General features: G+C 64.1%; 18 protein-coding genes and 3 tRNA genes. 7 read left to right on the top strand and 14 right to left on the bottom strand.

Annotated elements, in window-relative coordinates:
* Positions 1 to 41 precede the first annotated feature (41 nt).
* The gene (locus FHS47_RS03350; RefSeq protein WP_167022937.1) at positions 42 to 395 is read left to right on the top strand and encodes a hypothetical protein; all 354 of its coding nucleotides are present in this window, start codon (positions 42 to 44) and stop codon (positions 393 to 395) included.
* A gap of 50 nt (positions 396 to 445) precedes the next feature.
* On the opposite strand, the gene FHS47_RS03345 is transcribed toward FHS47_RS03350, so the two are convergent.
* A complete protein-coding gene (locus FHS47_RS03345) occupies positions 446 to 1,240 on the bottom strand; it encodes an alpha/beta hydrolase (RefSeq protein WP_167022934.1) in 795 nt (264 codons plus the stop codon).
* 271 nt (positions 1,241 to 1,511) lie between these two features.
* Between FHS47_RS03345 and FHS47_RS03340 the strand changes: the two genes are divergently transcribed.
* Positions 1,512 to 2,018 carry a hypothetical protein gene (locus tag FHS47_RS03340; RefSeq protein WP_167022932.1) on the top strand — a complete coding sequence of 169 codons (507 nt, stop codon included), beginning with the start codon at positions 1,512 to 1,514 and terminating at the stop codon, positions 2,016 to 2,018.
* Positions 2,019 to 2,087: 69 nt separating this feature from the next.
* Positions 2,088 to 2,420, top strand: a complete 333-nt coding sequence (locus tag FHS47_RS03335; RefSeq protein WP_167022930.1) for a hypothetical protein — start codon at positions 2,088 to 2,090, stop codon at positions 2,418 to 2,420.
* Positions 2,421 to 2,873: 453 nt separating this feature from the next.
* Here FHS47_RS03335 and FHS47_RS03330 read toward each other — a convergent pair whose 3' ends face one another.
* Entirely contained in the window at positions 2,874 to 3,740 is an 867-nt protein-coding gene (locus FHS47_RS03330) for a class I SAM-dependent methyltransferase (RefSeq protein ID WP_167022927.1), read from the bottom strand.
* A 1,014-nt stretch (positions 3,741 to 4,754) separates the two neighbouring features.
* On the opposite strand from FHS47_RS03330, the gene FHS47_RS03325 reads away from it, so the two are divergent.
* The gene (locus FHS47_RS03325; protein ID WP_167022924.1) at positions 4,755 to 5,069 is read left to right on the top strand and encodes a hypothetical protein; all 315 of its coding nucleotides are present in this window, start codon (positions 4,755 to 4,757) and stop codon (positions 5,067 to 5,069) included.
* Between the two features lie 104 nt (positions 5,070 to 5,173).
* Entirely contained in the window at positions 5,174 to 5,608 is a 435-nt protein-coding gene (locus tag FHS47_RS03320; protein ID WP_167022921.1) for a hypothetical protein, read from the top strand.
* 206 nt (positions 5,609 to 5,814) lie between these two features.
* On the opposite strand, the gene FHS47_RS03315 is transcribed toward FHS47_RS03320, so the two are convergent.
* The 11 genes from FHS47_RS03315 to FHS47_RS19690 all read right to left on the bottom strand — a co-directional run bounded on the left by FHS47_RS03315 (position 5,815) and on the right by FHS47_RS19690 (position 15,307).
* Positions 5,815 to 5,901 (bottom strand) — tRNA-Leu (locus tag FHS47_RS03315).
* 50 nt (positions 5,902 to 5,951) lie between these two features.
* Positions 5,952 to 6,025, bottom strand: a tRNA-Cys gene (locus tag FHS47_RS03310).
* An 80-nt stretch (positions 6,026 to 6,105) separates the two neighbouring features.
* A tRNA-Gly gene (locus tag FHS47_RS03305) sits at positions 6,106 to 6,181 on the bottom strand.
* Between the two features lie 38 nt (positions 6,182 to 6,219).
* The gene (pgsA, locus tag FHS47_RS03300) at positions 6,220 to 6,834 is read right to left on the bottom strand and encodes a CDP-diacylglycerol--glycerol-3-phosphate 3-phosphatidyltransferase (RefSeq protein WP_167022918.1); all 615 of its coding nucleotides are present in this window, start codon (positions 6,832 to 6,834) and stop codon (positions 6,220 to 6,222) included.
* A 49-nt stretch (positions 6,835 to 6,883) separates the two neighbouring features.
* Positions 6,884 to 8,710, bottom strand: a complete 1,827-nt coding sequence (uvrC, locus tag FHS47_RS03295) for an excinuclease ABC subunit UvrC (RefSeq protein WP_167022915.1) — start codon at positions 8,708 to 8,710, stop codon at positions 6,884 to 6,886.
* Between the two features lie 211 nt (positions 8,711 to 8,921).
* On the bottom strand, positions 8,922 to 9,713 hold the full coding sequence (gene kdsB, locus FHS47_RS03290; RefSeq protein WP_167022912.1) for a 3-deoxy-manno-octulosonate cytidylyltransferase: 792 nt from the start codon (positions 9,711 to 9,713) through the stop codon (positions 8,922 to 8,924).
* A 92-nt stretch (positions 9,714 to 9,805) separates the two neighbouring features.
* Positions 9,806 to 11,095: a 3-phosphoshikimate 1-carboxyvinyltransferase gene (gene aroA / locus FHS47_RS03285; protein ID WP_167027596.1), complete on the bottom strand. Its 1,290-nt coding sequence runs from the start codon at positions 11,093 to 11,095 to the stop codon at positions 9,806 to 9,808.
* Between the two features lie 14 nt (positions 11,096 to 11,109).
* Positions 11,110 to 12,222 carry a histidinol-phosphate transaminase gene (gene hisC, locus FHS47_RS03280; RefSeq protein ID WP_167022909.1) on the bottom strand — a complete coding sequence of 371 codons (1,113 nt, stop codon included), beginning with the start codon at positions 12,220 to 12,222 and terminating at the stop codon, positions 11,110 to 11,112.
* A complete protein-coding gene (pheA, locus tag FHS47_RS03275; RefSeq protein WP_167022906.1) occupies positions 12,219 to 13,319 on the bottom strand; it encodes a prephenate dehydratase in 1,101 nt (366 codons plus the stop codon). Before pheA ends, hisC begins: the two co-directional genes overlap by 4 nt.
* A gap of 81 nt (positions 13,320 to 13,400) precedes the next feature.
* The gene (serC, locus tag FHS47_RS03270) at positions 13,401 to 14,486 is read right to left on the bottom strand and encodes a 3-phosphoserine/phosphohydroxythreonine transaminase (RefSeq protein ID WP_167022903.1); all 1,086 of its coding nucleotides are present in this window, start codon (positions 14,484 to 14,486) and stop codon (positions 13,401 to 13,403) included.
* A 53-nt stretch (positions 14,487 to 14,539) separates the two neighbouring features.
* On the bottom strand, positions 14,540 to 15,307 hold the full coding sequence (locus FHS47_RS19690) for an FHA domain-containing protein (protein WP_167022900.1): 768 nt from the start codon (positions 15,305 to 15,307) through the stop codon (positions 14,540 to 14,542).
* Positions 15,308 to 15,463: 156 nt separating this feature from the next.
* Between FHS47_RS19690 and FHS47_RS03260 the strand changes: the two genes are divergently transcribed.
* Positions 15,464 to 15,739 carry a polyhydroxyalkanoic acid system family protein gene (locus FHS47_RS03260; RefSeq protein WP_167022897.1) on the top strand — a complete coding sequence of 92 codons (276 nt, stop codon included), beginning with the start codon at positions 15,464 to 15,466 and terminating at the stop codon, positions 15,737 to 15,739.
* Between the two features lie 102 nt (positions 15,740 to 15,841).
* Positions 15,842 to 16,060, top strand: a complete 219-nt coding sequence (infA, locus tag FHS47_RS03255) for a translation initiation factor IF-1 (RefSeq protein WP_019466733.1) — start codon at positions 15,842 to 15,844, stop codon at positions 16,058 to 16,060.
* Positions 16,061 to 16,211: 151 nt separating this feature from the next.
* Here the strand turns inward: infA and clpA are convergent, their stop codons facing one another.
* On the bottom strand, positions 16,212 to 18,479 hold the full coding sequence (clpA, locus tag FHS47_RS03250; protein ID WP_167022894.1) for an ATP-dependent Clp protease ATP-binding subunit ClpA: 2,268 nt from the start codon (positions 18,477 to 18,479) through the stop codon (positions 16,212 to 16,214).
* Positions 18,480 to 18,492 lie beyond the last annotated feature (13 nt).

The raw sequence follows: 18,492 nt of genomic DNA, 5'->3' as shown, positions 1-18,492 counted from the left end.
GAGCCGGCCGATAACGTGGCAACTCGAGCTGGAGCGGACAGATGAATCGAATGTACATCGCGGCCCTGTCCTGTCTCGCCTGCCTGACCGCCGCCTGCTCGCAGGAATCCTGGCATCTGGTCAGCGGCGAGAAGGGCGACGCCGCCGAGATCCGCATCGACGGGGACGAGGGCGAGGCCAACTGGTCGTGGGGTCCGGACAACTTCACGGTCGAAGTCACCGTGGTCAAAAGCACCCTGGGCAACGCGTCGGGTACCGGCAAGCCCGCGCAGCTTGTCCTCGCGCTGGCCGACGGTACCCACCTCGAATTTTCCGGTCCGCGCAGCGCACTGGTCTGCCAACATGGGTGCGAGAGCCTGCACCTGCCGAACGCCTGGCTCGTTCGTAACGACTGAGTTCCTGGAGCTCTTCCATTCCGCTGAACAAGCGGCTCCTTCCCGTGACGTCAACCGGCGGCACGCAGGATGAGTTCTGCAATTTCCTGCGGATGGGAAATCAATGAAACGTGGCTCGACGCGAGCTCGATGGTCTGCGCGTTCATGCGCTTCGCCATGAAGCGTTCGAGGTCCGGATCGATCGTGCGGTCCTGGGTCGATACCGCATAAAAACTGGGCTTTTGCCGCCACGCAGCGTTCGTCGTCTTACCGGTCAACAGCGCTTTCTTGAAGGGCTCCTGGACCGCGTAGAGAGCCAGCGCGCGGTCCCTCGGCAAGTCTCCGGCGAAATCCCGAAGGAAGGCCTCTTCCGTAAGCCGACCTTCGTCTCCGTCGAACACGATGCCTTTGGACGCGGGCGGCGTCGGATACTTCTTGGCAAGCGCGGTGTAGTCCTCACCGGCGTCGGGCGCGCGCGCCGCAACGTACACCAGGGCAGACACCTTGGGATGCACGCCGGCCTCGGTAACGATCATCCCGGAGAAGGAATGGCCTACGAGGACGGTCGGACCATCCTGCCGATCCAATACGCGGCGACAGGCGTCCACTGCCTCGGGCAACGTCGTCAGCGGGTTCTGCACCGATGTGACATTCAGACCCTTGGCTTGGAGTCTCGGAATCACTTCCGACCACGACGATCCGTCGGCAAAAAGGCCGTGAACCATCACCACATTTCGCGCCTTGGTCAGAGGGAGACGGGTGCCCTGCTCCACCCCGCCAGGTCCGGATCGAGCGGCGATTCTTGCCGAAAAAGCGACGGCGGACAGGCCGAGGAGCAAGTGGGACGAGAACTCGCGACGGTTCACGACGGCCTCCGGACAGGTTTTGGCGAAAAGTATTCACCCGCAGAAGGAGCTTCGGCTTGCAGGAAGTGATCACCATCGAGACATCCTCGGCCACAGCGAAGAGTCGTGAAAAAGCCGCCGGGTAGTCGCTGCATCTGTGAGGTTTTCCTTACACGCTACGTCGGTGATATCTGACAGACGATTTTCCGGCCCCGACCGAACATAGCCCGGCCCTGACGAAGGGCGTGCCTAAGGGGAAAACCAATGCAACAGCAAACAAGGTGAGGTCGGCATGAATCATGCCACCTCACTTCGCACAGGGCTGTGCGCCCTCCTCCTGGTCGTAGCCACTACCGCCAGTGCCGACAGCACTACCGGAACTTCATTTTCAGTCACCGGCAAGCCTGTTCCCGGGCGCCAGGTAAACGTCCACGTAGTGGTAACCGGCAAACACCTGGTATTCGTGCCGCCCACCGCGGTGCGTGGGGGAAACGTACAGATCACCCTCAATGGAGAGATCGTTCTGAGCGTTGAAGCCGACGCGCACAACTCCACTGGAATCGGACCGGCACAGTGCATTCCTGATCCCAGCTTCACGTATTGCATCACCTACAAGTACACGGCTACCCAGACCGACGTCACGTTCCCGGTCACCCTTCCCAAAGGTGTCGCCACGTATACGATCGGTGCCCGATATACCGGTGACTCCGACTCGCACAGCTCGGATGCCGCACCGCAAACGCTCACCCCGGTGCACCCGGGTGCGATGGCGGGAATCATCGACGCCGTCCTCGACTAATGCCACCTCGATCGCTTCTCACCGACTACCGAGTGAGACGCGTCGGATCCATATGGAAAAGGAACACACATGAAGAACATCATCATTGGCACAGCACTGGTGCTCGCTAGCTCGGCATCGTTCGCACAGACGACCGTCGGTCCCGTCCACCTTCAACAGGTCGTCACGGGCTGGAACTCCGAGGCGTTCTCCGTCAACGCCGGTACCGCCATGCCCAATCCGGCAGGTTGCGGGGCGACGGACCTTGCTGGGACGACCATCAATAATCCTGGTTACAAGACCTTCTACGCCGCGGCACTCACGGCCATGGCAAACGACACGCCCGTTCTTCTCGTGGTGAGCAATACCGTGTGCGAAGGCGCAAGGCCTCGCCTGATCGGTATCACGCTGAATCGTTCGTAATAGAGCGCAGGCGACGGCGTCGAGCGCCATGTGATCGCGAGGTCACCCCAATGACATGGCGCCACGTAGGGCGAGGGTATCTCCTGATGCCCTCGTTCTTTTAACGATTGAATTACCGTATGTCCTGTGGGTGACGTTGGCCACCGCCTATCGAGTTAGGCCTCAAGGTAGCTCCGTCGACGACGGCTGATAGCGGTGGGTTCAACCTATCGCGTGCACCTTCCGTTCTCCCGGCGCCAACTGCCGCAGCCGACGGTACGTAGACTTTCGCTAAGCCGTGGGCGACAACGGCATCAACGCGATACGCCAAAATCCTCACAAAGCTTCGCTGCTTGCGCCAGCTCGCCTGGCGACGCCGCCTTCTGCCGTGGAACGTCCGGTATTACACCGTCGGTCAATCTGCTCTTACAGTGATTTCTAGTCACGGTGATTGTCCGCAACTAGTGTGGATAGCTACTGCCCGACGTAGGCTCCAAAGGTGTGCTCGCCCTGGAATGGAGCGATTGCGTGGGCATCGAACTGGCTGTGCCGGCCGGTCTTCACGAGGCTGACGAGATGGCCCAGTTCCTTCAGGGACCAATGGATGTTCTTCCCCACAAATTCGCTGAAGTACCGGAATGCAACATTTCGGCAAAGGTAAGCCTTATTGAATCCGACCAGGAACACGCAGAGGTCGGTCGGCGTGGTGTATAGGTACTTGTAGACTGCGGCCGGGATCTGCGGATACAGGTCAGTATGGAAGTCATCGATGCAGATGATCCCGTAGTCGCCCAGCATCTGCTCGCAGAGGGATACGTCGGAAACTACGGCGGCGAAACTGTGCATCCCGTCGATGTGCGCCCAGGCCAGGTTCCGCAGGTTTGCCCGCAAGAAATCGCCTTGAGCAAGAAACTCCGACCGCATTTCCATATAGCTGACGGTAGAGGTGATGCTGTCTAGCAGGGAGCGGGTCTCGGGACGTACCTCGGGGTCAACTATGGCGAGCCGGTTACCGTACTCCGCCGTAAAACTCGCAAGGATGCTGGCAGCTTTGCCCTTGAATGTGCCGATTTCCAGGTAATCCCTGGCGTGGTCGCCGGACCACTGCCAACTAGCGTGTTGGGCTTCAAGGAGGATGCACCACACCGCGGCGCTTACCTCCATGAGCATACCTTCCACATGCCTTTGGCGCTCAAGGACTTCTGCGATCTGCACGACAAACCCTCCCATGGCGATGGCATGGATTGACCTGTGTACGAAATATGCGACCAACCAAAAGGTGAACCTGATGGTGATGTTATCGGTTTCAACCCAGCCACGTCGAATCGGCGTATAGGCCAATAAGGCAAACCCTTACTCTGGAATGAAGGGTAACAAAGAGGATGAACTTCCAGTTCCGTGATTCGAGGCATTCATTGCCCAGGTTCAGGGTGATGGGGTTCGATATTCTGGAAGAACGGCCCCGGCCCTGTCAGTTAGAGCACTTGACTGTTAATCAGGGGGCGTTGACTAGAGTGCAACTTGCCCGTTGTACAAATTCACGTCTAAAAATCGGTGCACATTGATCAAGGATTGACCATGCTGGCCGACCCGCTTTTTTACCGTTCGCGGGGATTCGGCTCTCCATGGGCCTCGCTAAAGCGAGGAGCGTCGCCTATGGGATAGCGTACCGCCACGGCATGACGGCGGCGTCAGCCATGCGCTCAGCTCGCCCCAGCGGCGGTTCCAATGGCACTCTCAGCCTTCGCCTTACGGCGGAGCCGATGCCTCATCCGGATGACCGGGCGCTCAATCGTGAGGTACGTCACCCATGACCATGCGAACGCAATGGCTACAAGCGCGACCACCTGCCGCGGTGAAAGTGGATAGGCTCCGAAGTGGGCGAATATCCAAAGCAAGAGCATGTGGTTCAAATAAACACCATAGCTGACGTTTCCGAACAGCTCGTCGAGCTTTAGATACGGGAGGCGAGAGAGTAGCGCAACAGCTGGAAGGCCGACGATGATGCCAACCAACATCTCCATGTTGTAAGGAACGTAGAACCGCCCTGTCGCATGCAGATACGCGACAGGACCGCCACGGCATTCCGGTGAAGTCGGACGCCGACGACCCGTGGACGACCCCCGAGGCGATCAACAAGGCGCTCGGGGTATCCTCGGCCGCCAACGACCACGCCTATTCTCCGGACATTGTGTAAATGCCCCGAGGACGCTCACGGAAGCCGGACGCCTCCATTCCCGACCACATCTTGTAGGAGTTCGCCTACATGTGCAGGGATGTCCGCCTACAGACCCGGCCAATGTCGTATCGGCATGATCCCGTCGCCATCTGTGGCAACCAACCGAGGGGAAATCCATGAAGATCTCTGCTCTGCTACTCGGCGGCTTGATCGCCGCTGTCTCCTTTCAGGCTTCGGCAACCGACGACTACAACCGTACGATCAACACGGTCGGCGCGACTGCCGGGCAAGCCTACGTCGACTTCAAAGAAGGTCTGAGCTACCCCTGCAAGTTCGGCATCGTCTACCTCCCCGATCCGAACACCGGCCCGGGCAAGTCAATGCTTGCCGTTTTGCTCTCCGCCCAGGCGCGCTCCGCGACCATTGCGGTCATCAACTATTCGGCCGATGCTGGCAATACGTGCACCGCATCCAACATTCGCTCGAATTGAGGACCGGAACAATGGTCGCCTCAATGGGCCACTCAGTGCGAGGTCTAGGACGGCGCTTTATGGCGGTTGCGGTTGCGGCTGCATGTCTAATCCCGATGTCAGCGATGGCGGACAGCACCACGGGTACAAGCCTATCCGTGGAAGGCCAGCCGACACCGGGGAAAGTCGTCTACGCCCACGTCGTTGTTACCGGAAGCCATATTGTGTTCGCCGGCCCGGGTACAGTCTTTGGCGGAACCGTAGACCTGTCATTGGACGGCAATGTCATTGCCCGCGTGCAGGTCGATATCACCAATACGAATCAGACCAAGGTGGACCCCTGCGCAGCACAGCTGTTTGACGGCACCTGCAAGGCGGACAGGGTTTATGGTGATCACACGGAATTTAGGTATCCCATCACCCTCCCAGCTGGTGCGAAACAGCACACATTTGGAGCAGCCTTCTCCGGAGACACGAAGTCTCACTCGTCGGCCGCACCCAATGTCACTATCCAGACCGTCTACCCAGGGATCGCGGCTGCGATCAGCCTTCTCGACTGACCGAAACAGGTAACTCAGCTCCATTACCAAAGAGCCGCAAGGAAGCGGCTATCGAGCGACGCCACGCCCATCATTGGTACGGGACCACTAGTGGCGTGAGGAGATGTGATGAGACGCCCAGGGTGGCCGGATGCCCTATTCTCAGTAGTTTCGGGGATGCTTAGCGCAAGTTGGGAGCGGCCTGGAACGCCCCGCCCCCTGTCAGATGGTGCCCGGAGTGGGACTCGAACCCACATACCCTTTCGGATGAGGGATTTTAAGTCCCTTGCGTCTACCGGTTTCGCCATCCGGGCGGAAAGAAAAAAGGCGCCTCCGCCGTTGGCGGGTGCGCCTTGGAATGCGATGGAGGCCGAGGTCGGAATCGAACCGGCGTACGCGGATTTGCAGTCCGCTGCATGACCACTCTGCCACCCGGCCATCGCTTGCGCAGCGCGAAGAGTATCCGCGAAGCGCTTAAAAAACAAAACCTCGGGTGACCGAGGCTTTGTGGAATTACTTGGAGCGGGAAACGAGACTCGAACTCGCGACCCCGACCTTGGCAAGGTCGTGCTCTACCAACTGAGCTATTCCCGCGTCGTTGTCCGGCTATTTTAGATCAGATGGGGAATGTGTCAACCACTTTGCACCGAATTTTTTTCACTTTTCTTCACTTCGTCTGAATCTCCCCGCAGGCTTGGCCATGCAGCCCGCAGGTAGTCGAGACCGGACCAGATGGTGAGGATGCCGGCTACCACCAGGAGCGCTTCGCCGATGTGGTAGAGCCGCAGGGTTTCGGCATCGTGCTGGAGCAGCAGCACCACCAGGGCCACCATCTGCATGGCTGTCTTCAGCTTGCCGAGGAAGGCGACCTTCACCTTGGAGCGCGCGCCGATCTGGGCCATCCACTCGCGCAGCGCGGACACGCTGATCTCGCGCCCCACGATGATGGACGCGGTCACAGCCATCAGGATGCCTGGCCACCCACCCCGGTGCGACTGCACCAGCAGGAACAGGGTCACGGCGATCATGAGCTTGTCAGCCACCGGGTCCAGGAAGGCGCCGAAGGCCGACGTGAGGTTCAACCGGCGCGCCAGGTAACCGTCGAGCCAATCGGTGACCGCGGCGAGGACGAAAACCACCGCGGCCGCGAGGTTGGCGCCACGAAACGGCAGGTAGTAGACGATCACCATGACCGGGAGCAGGAGCACTCGGAACAGGGTGAGCCATGTAGGAAGATTGATTCGCATAAGTCAGCCGGTGCGGGATGCGAAGCGCGTCGGCCTCGTCTCCACTCGATCAGGGATGCAGCATGGCATAGATGCGTTCGGCCAGCCCGCGATCAATGCCCTTCACGCTCATGAGTTCCTCGACGCCCGCGGCTTCCACGCCGGTCAGACCGCCGAAGGCCTTGAGCAGGGCCGCGCGGCGGCGCGCGCCCACGCCGGGCACGTCCTCGAGCGTACTCCGCTCGCGTGCCGCTTCGCGACGGCGGCGATGGCCGCTGATGGCGAAACGGTGCGCTTCGTCACGAACCGCCGCCACGAGGTGCAGCGCCGGCGACGACGTTCCAGGGTGCAGCGTCTTGCCGCTGTCGGCGAGAACGAGTGTTTCTTCGCCGGCACGCCGGCCCGGCCCCTTGGCCACGCCGACCACGCGGATGCCATCCTCCACGCCCAGCTCGCGCAGTACGTCCACGGCCTGGGCCACCTGCCCCATGCCTCCGTCGATGAGCAGGATGTCGGGCCTGACGCCACCCTCCACCACCTTCTTGAAGCGCCGTGTCAGCGCCTGGTGCATGGCGGCATAGTCGTCGCCGGGGGTGATGCCCGTGATGTTGAAGCGCCGGTAGTGCGACTTCTCGGGCCCTTCCGGCCCGAACACCACGCACGAGGCCACGGTCAGCTCGCCACGCGTGTGACTGATATCGAAACACTCGATACGCCTTGGCGTGGTTTCCAGTTCCAGAACCTTCTGCAGGTCGTCGAAGCGCGCCAGCAAGGTGTGCCGGCTGGCCAGTCGCGACGTGAGTGCCGCACTGGCGTTGCGCTGGGCCATCTCCAGGAACCGTGCGCGCTCGCCGCGAACGCTCGGCTTGAGCGACACGACGTATCCCGCATGGTCCGACAGCACGGAAGCAAGCACGTCCATGTCCTCCACCGGGTCGCTGAGCACCAGTTCGCGCGGCACCTGTCGCTCCAGGTAGTACTGGGCGATGAACTGCGACAGCACGTCGGAGACGGAAGCGTCCGTCGGCAGCCGGGGGAAGAAATCGCGCGACCCCAGGCTCACGCCGTTACGGAAGAAGAGGACGCTCACGCAGGCCATGCCGCCTTCCATGCAGCAGGCGATCACGTCCATGTCCGCACTGGCGCCCTGGACGAAGTGCTGGGCCTGCAACTTGCGCAACGCGGCCACCTGATCGCGCAGGTTCGCCGCGCGCTCGAAGTTCAGGTCGCGCGATGCCTGCTCCATCGACGACGCCAGCTCGTCGATAACGGCACTGCTGCGCCCTTCCAGGAACATCTCGGCGTGGCGCACGTCGCTCTTGTAGTCGTCCACATCGATGAGGCGAACGCACGGGGCGCTGCAACGGCCGATCTGGTGCTGCAGGCAAGGACGCGAGCGGTTCCGGAAGTAGCTGTCCTCGCACTGACGCACCTTGAACAGCTTCTGCATCAGGCCCAGGCTTTCGCGCACCGCGAAGGTGCTCGGATACGGGCCGAAGTAGCGGCCCGGCCCCGTCTTGGCGCCACGATGGAACGCCAGCCGCGGATAGTCCTCGCCGCCCGACAGGTAGATGTACGGATAGCTCTTGTCGTCGCGAAGCACGATGTTGTATCGCGGCTTCAGCGACTTGATCAGCTGGGATTCCAGCAGCAGGGCCTCGCCCGCCGTGCGGGTGAGCGTCACCTCCGCGCGGGCGATCTGCGACACCATGGACGCGATGCGCGGATCCATGGGCGGTTTCAGGAAATAGTTGCCTACCCGCTTCTTGAGGTTGGCCGCCTTGCCGACGTACAGAAGCTCGTCTTCCGCATCGAAATAGCGATAGACGCCGGGCGAAGTGGTGAGGTGGCGGACGAAGGCCTTGCCGTCGAACGGGTGCGACTCGGTGTGCTCCATCCCGACATTTTACCGCGTCGGCGGATCGCAGACGCGAAGACGCCGGCATGGGATGGACCATGCCGGCGGGGACCTTCCTTGGGAGTGTCGCCGTCCTGCAGAGGAGTGAGTTTGGCGACGGGGTTAGATTACGTCGCGGCCCGCGCCCGCGCGCCCGGCCGTCGCCTGCGCGGCCTGTGGGGCTTTCCCGCAGGCCCTTGCAAGGGAACCCTTACGACCGTTCCCCGGGCTTTCCAGCGAGCCAGCGCTCGGCCCGGGCCAGATCGTCCGCGGTGTCGATACCGGGGGGAAAGGGCTCCGGGGTGGGGCTCACCGAGATGGCATAACCGTGCTCCAGGGCCCGCAACTGCTCCAGGGACTCCGCTTGTTCCAGGGGCGTCCGCGGAAGGGCCGCCAGGCGGCGCAGGAACCCCGCACGGTACGCATAGATGCCGATGTGACGCAAGAAAGGCACGCCCGCCGGAAGCGACTCGCGGTCCTGTGCGAACGCGTCACGAGCCCAGGGCGCGGGGGCACGCGTGAAGTAGAGGGCGCGGCCGTTCCCGCCGCGAACCACCTTGACGACGTTCGGGTCGAAAAGCTCCTCGGCGTCCTGGATGGGGGCGGCCAGGGTGGCCATGGGCGCCTCGTCGCCCGCGAGCGTTGCCACCACCGCCCGTATGCCGGCCGCGGGAGCGAAGGGCTCGTCGCCCTGGAGGTTCACCACCACCGTGTCGTCCGGCCAGCCGAAGTGACCGGCGGTCTCGGCGATGCGGTCGCTGCCGGAGGCGTGATCCGGCCGGGTCATGCAGACCAGGATGTCGCCGCATCCGCGAAGTTCGCGCACCACCCGCTCGTCATCGGTGGCGACCACCACCTGGGCGGCACCCGCCTCCCCCGCCCTCGCCGCCACGCGACGGATCATGGATTCCCCGCCGATCTTGAGCAGCGGCTTACCCGGCAGCCGTGTGGAACCGAAGCGCGCGGGCACGACGACGACGAACGGGGGAAGCTTCACGACCATTGGCTTGTGTCTGGCTCAGGGAACGTGAAGCGTAGCGCCTTCACAGCACGTGCGTCATGGCGGAACCCGCCCTGTCCTGAGGCCCGATGGAATCAGTTCGCCGCTTCGAGCCGGAAGCCCACGCCATTGGCCAGTTCCATGAACCCCGGGAACGACGTGGCCACGTTGGCGCAGTCGCCGATGGCGATGGGGCCTTCGGCCACGAGTCCCGCAACGGCGAAACTCATTGCGATGCGGTGGTCGCCATGGCTGTCGATGCTGCCGGAACGAAGGCCGCCGCCGTGAATGATGGCGCCGTCGGGCAATTCGTCCACCGACGCGCCGCACGCCTTGAGGCCGTTCGCCATGCTCGCGATGCGGTCCGATTCCTTGACGCGCAGCTCGGCCGCGCCACGGATGGTGGTGGTGCCGTCGGCGACGGCGGCGGCCACGAACAGCGCCGGGAACTCGTCGATCATGTCCGGCACGATCTCCTCGGGCAGCGACACACCGTGCAGGGGCGCATGTGTCACGACCAGGTCCGCGATGGTTTCGCCGCCGCTCGTGCGTGTGTTTTCCACGGCGATGTCGGCACCCATCAGCCGCAGCGCGCTCAGCAGGCCCGTGCGGCGGGGATTGAGGCCCACACCGTTGAGGCGCAACAACGAGCCCGGCACGATACAGGCTGCGACGATGAAAAAGGCCGCGGACGAAAAGTCCGCCGGCACATCCACGTTGGCGGCGTGCAGCACGTGCCCACCCTCCAGCCGCGCGCGGCCGGGGGAATAGTCGATGGGCCACCCGAAGGCCTTCAGCATGCTTTCGGTGTAGTCGCGAGTCGGGTGCGGCTCCACCACCTCCGTGAATCCCTCGGCGTATAGGCCCGCGAGCAGCAGCGCCGACTTGATCTGGGCGCTCGCCACCGGCGGGTGGTAAGTCACGCCATGCAATTGCGCACCGCCATGGATGCGCAAGGGCGGCTTTCCGTCGTTCGTGTCGATCGAAGCGCCCATCTGCGCCAGAGGATCGGTCACGCGCCGCATCGGCCGGCGCGACAGCGATTCGTCGCCGACGAGTGTCGAGTCGAACGTCTGGCCCGCCAGCAGGCCCGCCAGAAGACGCATGCCCGTGCCGGCGTTTCCGCAATCGAGCGCATCCGGGCTGCCGCGCAGGCCGTGCAAGCCGACGCCATGAACGATGCGCTCGCCCGGCGATGGCGTTTCGAAGCGCACGCCGAGCTTGCCGAGGATCGAGGCGGTGGCAAGAGTGTCTTCGCCCTCCAGGAATCCGCGAATATGCGTCACGCCTTCGGCGATGGCACCGAACATCAGGGCGCGATGCGACACCGACTTGTCGCCCGGCACGGCCACTTCGCCGTGCAACGGGCCGCTCTTGTGACTCATCCAATCGACACGGTTCACGGCAGGTGCTCCAGCAGGCGATCCAGCTCGGCGCGGCTGCCCACGCTCACGCGCACCGTGTGCGGCAGGCGGTAACCGACCATGGGCCGCACGATCACGCCGCGCTCGAAAAGGTGGGCCTCGAATGCGGCCGCATCGCGGCCCAGGTCCAGCAGCAGAAAGTTGGTCTGCGAAGGCAGCACGCGAAAACCCCGGCCATTCAGCGCGTCGGCAAGCCATGCGCGGTCGACGCGGTTCGTCTCGCGCACGCGCGCCAGATAGTCGCGATCGCCGAGGGCCGCTTCCGCTGCGGCGAGTGCCACGCCGTTCACGTTGAACGATTCACGCAGGCGCTCGCATACGGCCGCCACGGAGGGGTGGCTCAGCATGTACCCGATGCGAAGGCCGGCGAGCGCATAGGCCTTCGAGAACGTACGCGTCACCACGAGGTTGGGGAACCGGTCGAGGAAACGTGCGGCGGTCGTCAAACCGCTCGCATCGACGTACTCGTGGTAGGCCTCGTCTACGACCACGATCGTGCTCGCTGGCATCTTGCCCAGGAAGGTTTCCAGTGCGGCGTCGCCGAACCAGGTGCCCGTGGGATTGTTCGGGTTGGCGAGGTACACCAGCCGCGTGTTCGCGGTGACCGCCGAAGCAAGCGCGTCGAGATCATGGCCGTACGGCGCTTCGGGATGATCCGCCGGAAGAGCGGGCACGGCCAGGGAGGGCGCGCCCGCTGCCGCGGCAGCGATCGGGAATACCGCGAAGCCGAACTGCGAATGGACCACGGGATGCTCGGCATCCGCGAAACACTGCGCGAGCAGCATGAGGAGTTCATGCGAACCGTTGCCGAGCGTGATGCCTGCCACGGGCACGCCTTCCGCGGCCGACAACGCACGCTTCAGCGACGCGCCCAGCGGGTCGGGATAACGCCACACCTCGTCCAACGCGCTGGCTGCCGCGGCCCTGGCGCGCGGGCTCGGACCCAACGGGTTTTCATTGGAACCGAGTTCGGCGATGGCGGCGCCGAAGCGTCGGCGCAGCGCGGGAAGGTCGTGGCCGGGGTCGTAGGCACGGAGCGCCGACGTCGCCCTGTTGGCGAGCGCGGCTGCATCGAATGAGAAGGTCATGGAAGGGCTACGGGGTAAGAGCCGAGCACACGCACCTCGGCGGCGGCGGGTTTCATTTCTTCGAGAGCGGCCTGCAAGGCCGGATCGTCCACGTGGCCGGACACGTCGATGAAGAACGCGTACTGCCATTTCCCCGTGTGTGCCGGGCGGGACTCGATACGGTTCATGCTGATGTCGTGTTTCGCCAGCGGGCTCAACACGTCATACAGCGCGCCCGGCTTGTCGCGCACCGACACCAGCAGCGACGTGCGATCGTTGCCCGAGGGCGGGAAGATCGAACGGCCGATGACGAGGAAGCGGGTGGTGTTGTCGGAACGGTCTTCGATGGGGCCGGCCACGGTTTTCAGGCCATAGACGCGTCCGGCGGTTTCACCGGCGATGGCCGCGGATTCCGGCGAGAGGCGTGCCGTGCGCGCGGCCTCGGCGTTGCTCGATACCGGCACGCGCTCCGCGTGCGGAAGGTTCACGCGCAACCAGCCCTGGCATTGCTGCAACGACTGCGGGTGGGAGTACACGCGCTTCACGTCTTTCAGCTCGCCGCTCAACGAAAGCAGGTTCTGGTGCACGCGCAGTTCGACTTCGCCGCAGATGGTGGCCTTCGACACGAGGAACATGTCCAGCGTCATCTGGATCATGCCCTGCCCGGAGTTCTCCACCGGCACCACGCCGAAGTCGGCGTTGCCGGCGGCCACCTCCTGGAATACCTCTTCGATGCTGCCCAGCGGCAGGCCATACGCGGCATGGCCGAAATGCTTGCGCACCGCCTGCTCGCTGAAGGTGCCCTCGGGACCGAGGAAGCCGATCTTCAGCGGCTGCTGCTGCGACAGGCACGACGACATGATCTCGCGGAACAGCCGCACCAGTTCCGCATTGGGCAGCGGACCGTCGTTGCGATCAATGACACCGCGCAGCACCTGCGCCTCGCGCTCGGGCCGGTAATACTCCACCGCCGCCTTCAGCGGGCCCTTGGCCCGCCCGACCTGCTGCGCCCACCGGGCGCGTTCGCTGATGAGCGATTGCAGTTGCTGGTCGATACTGTCGATGCGCGTACGCGCCTCGGCGAGCGTGGCTTGTTTGTCGGCGGGGGTCTTGCTCATGGACTTCCAGGCGGCTAAGTGGTTGCAGTTGAAACGTTTCTTTCGCGCACGGGGCATGCTGCAGTGCGGCGACCTCCGACTTTAACCGTGCCGCGCCGCAAAGTCCCGCATGAATTGCACGAGCGCATCCACCGCGGGCTGCGACACCGCGTTGTAAAGCGACGCGCGCATGCCGCCCACGGCCTTGTGCCCCTTGAGACCGATGAAGCCCGCAGCCTCGGATTCCGCCAGGAAGACGCTGTCGAGCGCGGCATCGTGCAAGACGAACGACACATTCATCCGCGAGCGCGCGGCGCGTTCCACATCGTTGCGATAGAAACCATCCGATCCGTCGATGGCCTCATAGACCATGGCCGACTTGCGCGCGTTGCGCTCGCCCATCGCGGCGAGGCCGCCCTCCCGCTCGATCCATTCGAAGGTCAGGCCGGCGAGGTACCAGCCCCAGGTATTCGGCGTATTGAGCATCGAGTCGTTCGCCGCCTGCTCGGCATAACGCAGGATCCGCGCGATCGGCCGCGGCGGACGCGCCAGCAGGTCGTCGCGAACGATCATGAGCACGAGGCCCGACGGCCCGATGTTCTTCTGCGCACCCGCGTAGATGAGGCCGAAGCGCGACACGTCCAGCGGCGCGCCGAGGATGTTCGACGACATGTCCGCCACGAGCGGCACCTCGCCCACGTCCGGTATCTCATGGAACTCGAGGCCCCGGATCGTCTCGTTCGGCGTGTAGTGCACGTACGACGCATCCGGATTCAGTTGCCACCCGGCGCGCGGCGGGAGCGTGAGGAAGTTAGTGGATTCGGACGTGGCCGCCACGCGCGCGTCGACATGGAACGCCGCTTCGCTCACGGCCTTCTTGCTGAACACGCCGGTGACGATGTAATCGGCCGAGCCGCCTTCCGGCGCCAGGTTCATCGGGATCTGTGCGAAGTGCTGCGTCGCGCCGCCCTGTAGGAACAGCACCTTGTAGTTCGACGGGATGGCAAGCAGCTGGCGCAGGCGCTGTTCCGTCGCCGCGGCCAGCTGCATGAAATGCTTGCCGCGATGGGAAAGCTCCATCACCGACGCCCCGGTTCCATTCCAGTCGAGCATCTCCGCCTGCGCCCGCTTCAATACGGCTTCCGGCAGCGCCGCCGGGCCGGCGCTGAAATTCCACGCTCTGCTCACTTCGTTCTCGCTCTGGAGGGAGGAGATCGCATTATGCCTATGCGGCAGTGGCGTCAGAACTGCACGAAAAGGACAGCCGCGATCCCGAGTGCCAGCAGTGCCGCCGTGAGAATCAACCACCAGACGTCGCCCCGCGGCGCCTCGGCCTCGCGCTGTTCCGGCTCGGCCGGCGGTTCCGGCATCGCCAGCACGGGTTCGGCCACCCAGCCCGGCCCTTCGACGACGAAGCGATGGGCCGCGATACCGATCTGGTCGCCCGGCTGCAGGGAGGCGCGAACCGTCTTCACCCCGTTGACGCGAACGGCGTGGCGCGGAGGCACGCGGGACGCGTCGAGCAGCAGTTCGCCGTCGGTCCATGTGAGCGTGAGCAGGGCGGCATCGTTGCCGGGCAACTCCAGCGGCAACGCACCGTGCGTGGAGCCGAGTTCCAGGCGTTCGCCGATGGCGATCACGCGGCCCGACAAGGGCCCCGCCACCGGACGCAAGGCCACCGTGCAACGCGATTCGGTCGGCGGAACGAGTTCCCGCGCGTCCAGGTCGGCATCGTCGCGCAGCAGCATGCGGCAATCGCCCAGCGAAAGGCTGTCGCCGGCGCGCAGCAAGGCGCGTTCCCGGACCGGGCGCGCATTGACATACACCCTGCCCGCCTCGGGCGCCACCTCCAGCACCAGGCCGCGGCGGTCCCGATGGATCGTGACGTGACGGCCGGCCACCTGGGTTTCGGACACGACGAGGTCGTTGTCCTCCGCGCGACCGATCGTGAGCACGGGTCGTGACCAGTGGAAATCACCGCGAGCCGAGCTGACGAATTCAATGCGCATGGAGGAACCGGGACGTTGACGACGCGACTTTAGCAGAGTGCGGTATCTATTTGAACGGAAAGGGGCTGCGAAGAGTGAAGCGTAAACCGTGAGTCGACGCATCCGCCCGCAACCGGGCGCTGCTAGACTGCCCCGCTTTGGAACCAGGAGCCGCCCATGGCGAAGATCGATATACGCCGCCCCCACGGTACGACGGTGGAGAATGCCCGCGCGGTCGTGGAGAAGGTCGCCGCCCGCATGCGCGAGAAGTTCGGTACCGAAGGCACCTGGCAGGGCGACACCCTGACGTTCGCCCGTTCAGGCGTGAAGGGTGCCATCGCCGTGTCGGCCACCGACGTGCACGTCACCGCCGAGCTTGGCATGCTCCTGTCACCGCTGCGGGGCACCATCGAGGACGAGATCCGGAAGAAACTGGACGAGCACTTCGGCTGATCGCCGCACGGACGGACGCGGCTTGGTGGCCGGCTCCGCTCCTCTGTGGCATACTAAGGGACTTATGCGGCCATTCCGGCCGTTCATGCCGACCCGGGACACATGGCAAAAGACGACGTCATCGAAATGGAAGGCACGGTCCAGGAGACCCTGCCCAACACCATGTTCCGCGTGCAGCTCGAGAACGGGCACGTCATTACCGCCCATATCTCCGGCCGTATGCGCAAGCATTACATCCGCATCCTCACAGGCGACAAGGTGAAGGTCGAAATGACCCCTTACGACCTGACCAAGGGACGCATCACGTATCGCATGAAGTAAGGCGCCTGGCGCCGCTTCGTGGGCAATGAAAAAGCCGCGGCTCGCGCCGCGGCTTTTTGCTTTGTGTGGGAGCCGCTTCAGCGGCGATGGGTGCTCGCGGCACCCTTGCCCGCTGCCGCGGGATCGCAGGCATAGCCGGCTCCCACAGTTCCTACGCCTCCGCCGTCGCCGGCTCCGCCGACTCCGTTTCCACGTGCAGCTCGTCGTCGGCCACCGAGAGGGTGACCTTGCCGCCCTCCGCCAGCTTGCCGAACAGCAGTTCGTCGGCCAGCGCGCGCTTCACCTTGTCCTGGATCACGCGGGCCATCGGACGGGCACCCATCTGTGGGTCGAAACCGTGCTCGGCCAACCAGCGGCGGGCATCCGGTGTCACGTCCACGCTCACCTTCTTCTCGGCCAGCTGGGCCTCAAGCTCGATGAGGAACTTGTCCACCACGCGCAGGATGTGGTCGAAGTCCAGGGCGTTGAACTGGATGATCGCGTCGAGGCGGTTGCGGAACTCCGGCGTGAACATGCGGCGGATGGTCTCCATCGCGTCCAGCGAGTGGTTCTGCTTCACGAACCCGATGCCGCGACGCGACGCCAGCTGCGCGCCGGCATTCGTGGTCATCACGATGATCACGTTCTTGAAGTTCGCCTCGCGTCCGTTGGTGTCGGTAAGCACGCCCCGATCCATGACCTGGAGCAGGATGTTGTAGACGTCCGGGTGGGCCTTCTCGATCTCGTCCAGCAGCAGCACGCAATGCGGATGCTTGGTGATCTGCTCGGTGAGCAGCCCACCCTGGTCGAACCCGACATACCCCGGAGGCGCACCGACCAGGCGCGACACCGAATGGGCCTCCATGTACTCGGACATGTCGAAGCGAACCATCTCGATGCCCAGCTGCATGGCAAGCTGGCGGGTCACTTCCGTCTTACCGACACCCGTGGGGCCGGCGAGCAGGAAGCTGCCGATCGGCTTGGACGGATCGCCCAGGCCCGAGCGCGCCATCTTGATCGACGAAGCCAGGGCCTCGATCGCCGCGTCCTGACCGAACACCACCATTTTCAGGTTGCGCTCCAGGTTGCGCAGCACGTCGCGATCCGACGCCGAAACCTGCTTGGCCGGAATGCGCGCCATCTTGGCCACGATGTATTCGATCTCCGGGACGTCGACCTTGCCGGTGCGCTCGTCCTCGGGAAGCAGGCGCTGGCGGGCACCGGCCTCGTCGATGACGTCGATGGCCTTGTCCGGCAACAGGCGGTCGGGGATGTGCTTCACCGAGAGATCCACGGCGGCACGCAGGGCCTCACCGGTGTATTCCACCGAGTGGTGCTCTTCGAACCGGCTCTTCAGGCCGCGCAGGATCTCGATGGAATCGGCCACCGTGGGCTCGACGACGTCGATTTTCTGGAAACGACGGGCCAGCGCGCGGTCCTTCTCGAACACGCCGCGGAATTCCTGGAACGTGGTGGAACCAATGCAGCGCAACTCACCCGACGCCAGCATGGGCTTGATCAGGTTAGAGGCGTCCATGGTGCCGCCCGACGCCGAGCCCGCACCGATGATGGTGTGAATCTCGTCGATGAAGAGGATGGCGTTCGGCTGCTTCTTGAGCTGGCCGATCACGGCCTTCAGGCGCTTCTCGAAGTCGCCGCGGTACTTGGTGCCCGCGACCAGCGCGCCAAGGTCAAGCGACCAGATCGTGCAGTCTTCCAGCACTTCCGGCACCTGGCCTTCCACGATGCGCTTGGCCAGGCCCTCTGCCAGGGCCGTCTTGCCCACGCCAGCCTCGCCCACGTAAAGCGGGTTGTTCTTGCGGCGGCGGCAGAGCACCTGAATGGTGCGCTCCACTTCGTCCTGGCGCCCGATGAGCGGGTCGATCTTGCCCTGGATGGCCAGTTCGTTCAGGTTCGAGGCGTATTCGCTGAGCGGATTGCCCTTGCCCTCGCCACCGTCTTCACCGTCGCGCTCGGCATTGGGTGCCGCGGCGGCGGATTCGTCGCCGATCTTGGCGATGCCGTGCGAGATGTAGTTGACGACGTCGAGGCGGGTGATCTCCTGCTGGTGCAGGAAATACACGGCGTGGGAGTCCTTCTCGCCGAAAATGGCCACGAGCACGTTCGCGCCGGTGACTTCCTTACGGCCCGACGACTGTACGTGGTACACGGCGCGCTGGAGCACGCGCTGGAAGCCCAGCGTGGGCTGGGTGTCGCGCTCGTCGCCCGCCGGCAGCACCGGCACCGTCTCGGCGATGATCCGCTGCAGGTCCGCGGCCAGGCGCGGGAGATCCACCCCGCAGGCACGCAGGGCGGCCAGGGCGGACGTGTTTTCCGTGAGGGCGAGCAGCAGGTGCTCCACGGTCATGAATTCGTGGCGCTGCTCACGGGCCTGCTTGTAGCAGTGCCCGATGGTGACTTCTAGATCCTTGCTGAACATACGGACCGTCTCC

Origin of the sequence: Luteibacter sp. SG786, from assembly GCF_011759605.1 — a bacterium.
Taxonomy (GTDB): Bacteria; Pseudomonadota; Gammaproteobacteria; order Xanthomonadales; family Rhodanobacteraceae; genus Luteibacter.
Note: the sequence above shows the minus strand (reverse complement) of the source record. Positions and strands in the feature narration are given on the sequence as shown.